Source organism: Arachnia propionica (assembly GCF_003932785.1).
In the GTDB taxonomy this organism is placed as follows: Bacteria; Actinomycetota; Actinomycetes; order Propionibacteriales; family Propionibacteriaceae; genus Arachnia; species Arachnia propionica_B.
Genome location: NZ_RQYT01000106.1, coordinates 1 through 1292 on the forward strand (window position 1 = coordinate 1; position 1292 = coordinate 1292).

Consider the following 1292-nt stretch of genomic DNA (forward strand, 5'->3'; position numbering starts at 1 on the left):
GATCTTGCCTTCCACACGGGCAAGCTTCGCGCTCAAACTAGCTGAGGCACCGACCCCACCCACGCGCTCAAACTAGCTGAGGCACGTCGCGTGTTTGACAGATTCCAATGGAAACCGTAGAGTGGGGGCCAATAGCCCCCCCGCGGCCTCTCCTTCCATGGTGATGCACACTGCGGGGGTCCTTCTCTGTTGAGGGCTCAACCATGACGGTTCCACCATTCCTCACCGCAGACCAGCAGGTCGAGTACCTCTACGACAAGAATTATGTCGAACGCGGTTCCATCACCGAGGCCGATAAGAACCGTCTGGCAGAGCTGAACTTCCATCATCTTCTGGGTTATGCCCGCAACTACCGAGCACTCCCCGGCCGCGGACAGGTCGAAGTCGCTTCCAGGTCGCTGAGCGACGTGCTCGGTGTGCTCGACGGAGACGCCCAGCTCTCCGCCCTGCTGCATGAAGGGGTCCGCATCGCTGAGTGCCGTCTCCGAGCTGCAGTGGTCAAACACTACTGCTCGAAGTTCTCTCCCGCAGGCTCCTTCTTGACTCCCTCGCAGTACCTCACAACCTCCGAGGGAAGTGCTGAGCACCTCGTCAGAGGCATCCTCACAAGCATCTTCCGCCACGACGAGCCCTACGTCGTGCAGGAACTGAAACGCTCGGCAGAGAAGCGGGACGTACGCTGCTGCAAGGAACTCAAGGAATACGACCCGACGAATCATGGGGTCTGTGTTGCCGTGGCGGGCTCCCTGCCCTTGTGGGCTGTGGTGGACAGCTTCAGCCTTGGCCTCCTGGGCAGGTTCGTGATGGCGTGCGACACCGACACGACGCAGCCGGTGTGGAAAGCCGTAGCAAGTCAGCTTGAGATTCAAGCTCGGATCTTCGAGACCCAGCTCAAGTCCCTCACCTACCTTCGGAACTGCATCGCCCACCATGCACGGCTGTGGATGCGCCCCACCGCTGACAGCCCCAAGAAACCCCTCCTGTTTGAGAAACGGTTGCGGGGCTCTACCCACAAGTCGATGTACTGGGCGATCATGAACCTGGCTTCGTTCCTCCCCCAGCCACAACGCCTTCCCTTTGCTGATCGCGTTGACGCCCTGCTTGAGCGCAATCCACTCCACCGTCAGGGCATCCTGCGAGCTGCCGGCTGAGAGACCTCCGCAACAGTCCCTGCACACCCTCACCAGGTCTCGACACGGGCCCCTCCACTACGTTCCGGGTCCCGGCTCGACCAACGGAGAAAGGGGATCTTCACCAGGTCTCGACCATCGGGCGCGTTGCGCGCTCAGCTC

General features: G+C 61.1%; 1 protein-coding gene. It reads left to right on the plus strand.

Annotated elements, in window-relative coordinates; translation table 11 throughout:
- Window positions 1-203: 203 nt before the first annotated feature.
- Window positions 204-1151 carry an Abi family protein gene (locus EII35_RS15435; protein ID WP_125229337.1) on the plus strand — a complete coding sequence of 316 codons (948 nt, stop codon included), beginning with the start codon at window positions 204-206 and terminating at the stop codon, window positions 1149-1151.
- Window positions 1152-1292: the final 141 nt, after the last annotated feature.